Genomic DNA, 7,812 nt, shown 5'->3' with positions numbered 1-7,812 from the left:
AGTAAAAATCCACACAAGTTGTTCTTCATAATCTCTTAATGATCTTCTCGATGCTTCGTCAGCATCAAGCTAGGTCGGCTATATTACGCTTTATTTCTAAAGTGTCAACTGGTAATTTAAATTATTTTAAACTTTCTTTCTAAAACCCAACTCAATTATTCTTAACCAAGTCATTGTTTTATCAGAAGTTTTAATCTTCATCACCGCCGATAGATGTGCATTATAGGACAATTATTTTAATGTGCAACACTTCTTTTTATGTTTTATAAGTTTTTGAGTTCGAGTGGTTATTTATTCGGCAAAAACTTCACTTTTCTACAAAATATTGTTTATTTCTTTTTCTTGATCATAAAAGGTTGAGGATTCAATACTACATCTGACATTTTTTCAGGCTGATCATATTCTTGCCACTTCAGTGCACGGCAGTCGATATATTCACAATAGCCGCCTTCACCTTGTTGTTTATCACCATTTATAACCAACTGATATTGAAAACTTCCGACATAACCTGCCGCAGCCCCAAATTTAAAATCACCACGACTCTGCGCTTGTAGATGAATTGAGGTGCCATCTTCATCTTGATAGAGCCATTCAAACTCGCGTGGTAAATACATGCACTGACCTGTCGGGGTTTTTATTTTTGGATAAACCCGTTGAATATTAAATTGTACTTGCACATCAAATACCTGAGTTTGCTCCGTGTTAGCATCTCGCAGATAAATTCGAGATTGTAAAATTCGATTCAACACATCACGGCTTTGTAGCAATATCATTTGTTGCTGATGATTCAGATTAATCACCTGATAACAAAAAAATGCCACTGCGAAATAAGGAAACTGGATTGAACGAGCGAACTCAAAACTACCCAATTGCTCAATCTGAAAATACTGATCTTTATAGCGCACACTTCCCTGACACTGACACAACAAAGACCAATGTTCTGCCAAATTCATTCGCAATTTGGTGAAATATGAAATTGTAGAGCTTGTGGTGATCTTTAAATCGAAGCTGAGTTCGCTATCTTCACGTTGAATATGAAATTGCGGAAAATGTCCTGTAATGCGTTCTTTATTGGCAAACTGAAAATACTGTGCGGTAAATACGCAATCGTGTTGTATTGAATAATGATTGGACTGTCCCACCATGTGGGGGCTACTACTACAAAGGATACTGGCCGTATCTAAAGCTGAAGTTGTAATCACATTTTCAGGGCGCAGCATTGCAGTATTTAGACTGCCCAATAAGCCGATAAAGTTGAGATAATGTAAAGGTGCAGGCAAGTTAGGAAGAATTAAGCCCTGATAGATAAATTTATAATGATGTTTCGGGGCGTGATAAGGCAGTTTAGCGTGTGCCACAGGAGTTTGATTGAGTTGTTTGGAACGATCGAGAAAATCTTGAAACAGCTGCATATCAAACTCCTTGTGAGTTGATGCTTTTATAAAAGCCTCATTAACTCACCGCATTTTTTCTTGCCATAAAAGTGGTCACAAAACCCGAAAGCGCATAAATAATTGAAATCACTAAAATTCCTACAGGGATATTGTACGTCATGGCTGCAAGGATAAATACTGCGATTGGCAATACAAAAAACGGCACACGCTTACGGTCAAAGGTTTTAAATGAATAATATTTAATATTGGAAATCATCAACAATCCTACTGCAATAATAATCACAGCATTGAGGATTTGTAGACCAATTTCACGAATATCATACAGTTCAGGAAAATCCCGTCCTACCCAAACCAGCGACACGATAATCAGCGCAGCCAAAGGACTTGCAACACCAATAAAGTAGCGTTTATCGACCACACCAATTTGCACATTAAAACGCGCCAAACGGAATGCGGCACAAGCCGTATAAACAAAGCAAGCCGCCAAGCCGATACGACCTAAATCATGCAAACTCCAGCTATACATCAAAATCGCAGGTGCAACACCAAAGGCGAGCATATCGGATAATGAATCAAACTGTTCGCCAAATGGACTTTGCGCACCAATCGCACGTGCCACACGACCATCTAAACCATCAAACAATGCTGCTAGAAAAATGGCATAAATCGCTTGGCTAAATTCGCCATTCATACTGGCAATAATGGAGTAAAAACCCGACAGCAAGGCTGCCGTGGTAATCAGGTTTGGCCACAGATAGATACCACGACGCTTCACCTTTTGCCCTTCACGGGTATGTTCTTCTTCCACCACTTCAAATGTAATTCCGTCATGCTCAAGATCACGGGAACTATACTCTCCTTCGGGTTTGGATGTGTTTGTCATTATTTTGTGTCCTAACTGTAACCTGAACGTCTATTTAAATTTTTTATTCGCCAACTAACCAACGCACTGCAGCATGTCCACCATGTTCTTGCATACGCAAGTGCGGGAACAACCATTGCAGGGCTTCATCTGCATCTTCAGAGAATTTCCATGGTGGATTAATCACCAATAAACCACAACCGTTTAAGCCCACAGGAGTATCGTCAGGCCACACACAAATTTCACAAATGAGTTGACGGCGAATACCTGTTTTAAACATTTTCTTTTCAAAACGTTCAATCATGGCGCGGTCTTTAATTGGATACCACACCGCAAATACGCCTGTTGGCCATTTTTTATGTGCAGCTGCCAATAATTCAACCAACTGAGGGAAATCTTTACGTTCCAATTCATACGGTGGATCAATCATCACCAAACCGCGTTTTTCTTTTGGTGGAATGACGCCCAATAAACCTTCGTAAGCATCACGCTCATGTAAACCTGCGCGTTTGTCACGAATGTTATGACGCAATTGCTGGAATACATCGCGCTGCATTTCAAAAATAGTTGCTTTGTCGATGTCACGCATACCTTGTAAAGCAAACCATGGCGAACCGGGATATGCACCTTGCCCATCCGTTTCACGCATTGCTTCAACCAGTTTTAAATACTGCTGTACGCCTTCTGGTGCCTGACGTTTGATTGAATCATCTAGTTTCACTAAACGATGAATACCATTTAAAAATTCGCCCGATTTTTGTGCAGGTGCTAAAGATAAGTCATATTTACCCGCACCGCCATGTGTATCGACATAGCGATAAGGTTTATCTTTGGCATTTAAACGTGTCAAAATTTGCAGCAATAAAACATGCTTCATGACATCGGCAAAGTTGCCCGCATGGAAATGGTGACGATAATTCATGTTTGGTTCATTCCTAAAATCAACCGACATTTTAGCATGAAAAAAAGTTTCATTCAGGAGCTTGTATTCCTCTAAAATAATCAGCTTGTCTTGCATTTTGTCTGAGTATCTATTTTATGGACGCCACACTGCTTCCAAAATCTTGGAATATTGATCAAATTCTTGAAGATTTAGATTTGCATGGTTTTGCCATGTTGGATGATGCCTATTCACCTGAATATCAACAACAAGTTCTAGCAGAGTGTAGTCAAAATTTAGATCAATTTCGTGAAGCAGCCATACAAAATGGTGTGGTCAGCAAAATTCGCAGTGATCATATTTTATGGATTCACGAAGATTTAAGCATTGCACAACAACATACCCAAACTCTTTTGGCTTTGGCCGAACAATTCAATCAGGCATTTTATTTAGGGATTCGTGAGGTCGAAGCGCATTTTGCCAGCTACCAAGCAGGTTCTTTTTATGCCTTGCACCGCGATAACCCACAACAAAAAAATGATCGGGTGATTTCTGCTGTCTATTATTTACACCCTGAATGGCAGACAGATTGGGGTGGACAACTACGTTTACAAGACAAACATGGAGCATGGCAAATTATAGAACCACGCCCAAATCGGATTGCAATTTTCCAAAGTGATTTATTGCACGAAGTTTTGCCTGCGACACAGCAACGTCTTTCCATTACCGCATGGCTACGCAGCGGCAATCAACTTTGGTAAAAACAGACCGCATTTTTCAGACTATTGGCTTTAAAACTGTAAATTTGCCCCGATGTAGAGCAAATATTGCTATCAGGAATTCACCCATGCGCAACTCGACTCAACAGCTTATTCAACGTATTGGGGAAACCGACCAACTTTTTTTACAAGGCAATACGCCTGAATTGGCATTAGAACGTGCCGATTTACGCTTACAATTGGTGAGTTTGAGCGAGTTACGCCAAGAACAGATTTACTTTTTGCAAGAAGCCATTGTGCTGTTGGAACAAGGTCGGATTGAATTTGAAGAAATACCGTTGACGCTGTATATCAACTTGTCTTTGCATTTAGCCAAAGCCTATATGATGTATTTTGAGCTGACCCGCGATGCAAAATACGCCTTAATTACTCAACAAATTTTAAAAGCCATGACTCATTATGCACATGGAGATATTTTCTTTTTCTTGGCTTATGCCAGCGCCAGTAAAAATGAAAGTGCACTGTGTCGCCACTGGTTAGGCAAGTACAGTAAAACTGCCGAATTTGATTTGGAACTCTTACAAATTCACCCAGCCTTTAATGCTTACCAAACTGAAGTGTGGTTTAAACAGATGCTTAAAAGCAGAATGCATTAAAAACGCCTCGTATTGAGGCGTTAGCATAAATATGAGATGGTTTTTATACTGCTTGCAAACGATAAGCATCTAAGTGTAACTGTTGATTAAGTTCATCAATCCAAATGGCCCAGTCATCATCCTGTACCAAATGACTAATTAAAAATTCACGTTGCGATTTATTCCAAAACGGCGCTTCATGTAAATTAATCTGTGCAGGTAATTGATGTGTACGTACATACAGCTCAATGGCTGCAGGGCTACTGGCTAAACCGAGCTGGCTGAATAACATGGCTAATGATGGAGTATTTTGCATGAGCACCTTGCCCCCTTTATTAGTTTATTTCTTTGTACACGACAAAAAAAGATAACTCACTGAAATAATGGCATAATACTTGTTTTCTGACGACGAATATGATGACACATTTCAATGAGTTATATCTCATCTTAAACAAATATCTAAAGTGGAACAAGTCACATGTAAAATGTTTTACACTGATTATGCTTGCATTAATTGTAAAACAGACATGTAATCTTTCTTCTGCATCTAAAGCCTTACCCATCAAGTGCTTACCACAATCATTTTATCGACGTATACAACGCTTCTTTGCAGATCAGTATTTCGATTATCGTCAAATTTCTCAGTTAATTTTCAATATATTTTCATTCGATAAAGTCCAATTAACTTTGGATAGAACTAATTGGAAATGGGGAAAACGAGATATCAATATCTTGATGTTGGCCATCGTCTATCGTGGAATAGCGATACCTATTGTTTGGACATTGCTCAATAAACGTGGAAATTCAGATACAAAAGAGCGTATTGCTTTGATTCAACGCTTTATCTCCATTTTTGGTAAAGATCGTATTGTGAATGTGTTTGCAGACAGAGAATTTATCGGTGAGAAATGGTTTACATGGTTAATTGAAAATGACATTAACTTCTGTATACGTGTTAAAAAAACTTTATTGTGACCAATCACTTAGCCAAGAATCATAAAATTAGTGATTTATTTCGTCATCTTCAAGTTGGTCAAACTGAATGTCGTAAACGACGTATTTGGGTTGGTCGAGTGAAACTGTATATTAGTGCGCTACGATTAGAAGATGGAGAACTTTTACTTGTTGTTTCTCCTATGTTTAATGCTTCTGCTATTCGTGATTATGCATTACGCTGGGAAATCGAAACGTTATTTAGTTGTCTCAAAGGACGTGGATTCAATCTTGAAAATACTCGTTTAACAGACCCTAGACGAGTCAAGAAATTGATAGCAGTGCTAGCTATCGGTTTCTGTTGGTGCTATTTAACAGGTGAATGGCAACATGATCAGAAAAAAACGATAAAAATAAAGAAGCATGGACGACTTTCAGTAAGTTTATTTCGCTACGGTTTGGACTATGTTCAAATGGCTATTCTACGTTTGATTGGTTTTGGAAAAAAAGAAGAATTTAAGAAAGTGCTAGCAATTTTAAGAAAGAAAAAGCCTGATAGGACAAGGGGCCTATGAAATTTGTCGTGTACAGAGAGTTTATTTGTAATTCCTTATTGAACCAACTTATAACACTTTGCATAAAAAACCCAGTCCTTTGACTGGGTTTGTTGTATCTTTTTGTGATTAATTTTTTGAGCTGCTCTCACTCAAGCTTTTTATAACCATACTTCACACCATTTACGTACTTGGATGCTGATCGCTATGCAATTGCTCATTCAGCGTTTCAATCACAATGGCCCAGTCATCATCTTTTTTCCAATGGCTTTGTAAAAATTGCCGCTGACCCTCTGTCCAAAATTCAGCACAGTGTAATTTGGTTTCTGCGGGCAATTGATGTTCACGAATAAATTGATCAATTGCAGCATCATCTGCATCTAGACCCAATTGTTGAAATAGCAGTTCTAAAGTTGGTTGTTGATCAAACATGACATCCTCCTTTAACTCTTTCTGTAATTAAGATGACTGTAACTCGCTTTATAAAAGCATTCAGCAGCAGCCGAGTTGCAGCATGTTATTTTTTGTACAACACAACTGTTTCTGTGCAAGTTTCAAAGCATGCAATACAAGTAAGAATGAATCAAAAATTGTTGATAAGAATGATGTCGAATATTTAGCTAAGAGCTGAGAAATAGCCACGAAATAAAAAGCCAGTCAAAATTTACGCTGACTGGCTGAATAGGTTTAGTTTTAAATTTAGCAACCTGTTAATTTTTCAGGTTGTGGCTTTTCACTTGGAAAGAAAATTGGGCGCAGTTTTACGCCAATTGCATTCCCCATAAAGGCAAATACCAACCACAACCAACCATGCACACTTCCTGATGCAATACCACTGAAGTAAGCACCGATATTACAACCGTATGCTAAACGTGCGCCATAGCCAAGTAATAGACCACCAACAACTGCTGCAACCAGTGAACGACGTGGAATATTAAAGTTAGGCGCAAACTTGCCTGCCAAACTCGCTGCAAGCAAAGCACCGAGCATGATGCCAAAATTCATCATCGAGGTAATGTCATGCCAAAGTGAATTGGCTAGAGCTTTAGCATTGCCAGGTTGTTGCCAGTAATCCCAAGCACTTACATCCATTCCTGCTAAGGTCGCCACTTTTGCAGCCCAAACTGCAAGTGCAGAGGTTACACCCCACGGACGACCTGCTAAGGCCAAGGTAGCAAAGTTAAGCAGGGTTAAAATAATGCCGCCCCAAATCAACGGCCACGGGCCTTTCAGAAAGCGTTTCCAGCCGTGCTGCTGACTTTGTGGCTCTGCCTCTAAACTGCCATGGCGTTTCTTTTCAACCCATACTGTCACGGCTGCAATTAACGCAAAAATAACGAAACTCAACAACAGCGCAGGAATCACCCCAAAGCTTTCTACAATAGAAATGGGTGCTAAATGTGGTAGGTTAAACCACCAATCCAAATGTGATGTTGCAATCAACGAACCTAAGCAAAAGAAGAGTAAGGTCACCAACATGCGGGCACTACCACCGCCAACGATGTACAAAGTCCCTGAAGCACAACCGCCGCCCAATTGCATGCCTATACCAAAAATAAAGGCACCAATCATGACTGACATGGAAACTGGATTTACATTACCTTTGACAGGATTACCAAATAATTCACCTGCCCCTAAAGCAGGGAAAAATAGCAATACCGCCAAACCCAACATGATCATTTGGGCACGCAACCCACGCCCACGCCCTTCTTTAATAAGGCTCTAGACTAGCAGAATAGATATGTTAGTCTAACCCCAGTTACGGATAAGCCAAAGATTTAATCACATGAATTTTAGGCTTATTCTTTTGGCAAAGTTGATACGCACATAGTGAA

8 protein-coding genes and 1 pseudogene are annotated in these 7,812 nt (G+C 39.5%); 3 read left to right on the top strand and 6 right to left on the bottom strand.

The annotated features are described in order from the left end of the window. Positions 1–329: 329 nt before the first annotated feature. The 3 genes from F947_RS12415 to F947_RS12405 are packed head-to-tail and all read right to left on the bottom strand — an operon-like array spanning position 330 to position 3,178. A complete protein-coding gene (locus F947_RS12415; RefSeq protein WP_004976216.1) occupies positions 330–1,412 on the bottom strand; it encodes a DUF6670 family protein in 1,083 nt (360 codons plus the stop codon). 40 nt (positions 1,413–1,452) lie between these two features. Beyond that, entirely contained in the window at positions 1,453–2,277 is an 825-nt protein-coding gene (gene pssA, locus F947_RS12410; protein WP_004976213.1) for a CDP-diacylglycerol--serine O-phosphatidyltransferase, read from the bottom strand. A gap of 43 nt (positions 2,278–2,320) precedes the next feature. After that, on the bottom strand, positions 2,321–3,178 hold the full coding sequence (locus F947_RS12405) for a 23S rRNA (adenine(2030)-N(6))-methyltransferase RlmJ (protein WP_026438537.1): 858 nt from the start codon (positions 3,176–3,178) through the stop codon (positions 2,321–2,323). A 116-nt stretch (positions 3,179–3,294) separates the two neighbouring features. On the opposite strand from F947_RS12405, the gene F947_RS12400 reads away from it, so the two are divergent. Both F947_RS12400 and F947_RS12395 read left to right on the top strand, forming a co-directional pair. After that, a complete protein-coding gene (locus F947_RS12400; protein WP_004976210.1) occupies positions 3,295–3,897 on the top strand; it encodes a 2OG-Fe(II) oxygenase in 603 nt (200 codons plus the stop codon). An 86-nt stretch (positions 3,898–3,983) separates the two neighbouring features. Continuing rightward, positions 3,984–4,511 (top strand): hypothetical protein, encoded by a 528-nt coding sequence (locus tag F947_RS12395; protein WP_004976208.1) that lies wholly within the window; start codon positions 3,984–3,986, stop codon positions 4,509–4,511. Positions 4,512–4,554: 43 nt separating this feature from the next. On the opposite strand, the gene F947_RS12390 is transcribed toward F947_RS12395, so the two are convergent. Next, positions 4,555–4,812, bottom strand: coding sequence for a DUF2789 family protein (locus tag F947_RS12390; RefSeq protein WP_026438536.1), 258 nt, complete (start codon positions 4,810–4,812; stop codon positions 4,555–4,557). 95 nt (positions 4,813–4,907) lie between these two features. On the opposite strand from F947_RS12390, the gene F947_RS14530 reads away from it, so the two are divergent. Beyond that, a protein-coding gene (locus tag F947_RS14530; protein ID WP_099046178.1) for an IS4-like element ISAba33 family transposase occupies positions 4,908–5,998 on the top strand; the annotation gives its coding sequence in 2 pieces (ribosomal slippage) (positions 4,908–5,448 and positions 5,448–5,998; 1,092 coding nt in all). 162 nt (positions 5,999–6,160) lie between these two features. Here the strand turns inward: F947_RS14530 and F947_RS12375 are convergent. After that, positions 6,161–6,409, bottom strand: a complete 249-nt coding sequence (locus tag F947_RS12375; protein ID WP_004976204.1) for a DUF2789 family protein — start codon at positions 6,407–6,409, stop codon at positions 6,161–6,163. A gap of 267 nt (positions 6,410–6,676) precedes the next feature. Continuing rightward, a pseudogene (locus F947_RS12370) lies at positions 6,677–7,693 on the bottom strand (YeeE/YedE family protein); the annotation flags it as partial. Between the last annotated feature and the right edge of the window lie 119 nt (positions 7,694–7,812).

This window comes from Acinetobacter towneri DSM 14962 = CIP 107472 (assembly GCF_000368785.1).
Lineage (GTDB): Bacteria > Pseudomonadota > Gammaproteobacteria > Pseudomonadales > Moraxellaceae > Acinetobacter > Acinetobacter towneri.
The sequence above is the reverse complement of the archived record's forward strand: the minus strand, read 5'-3'. Positions and strand labels throughout refer to the sequence as shown.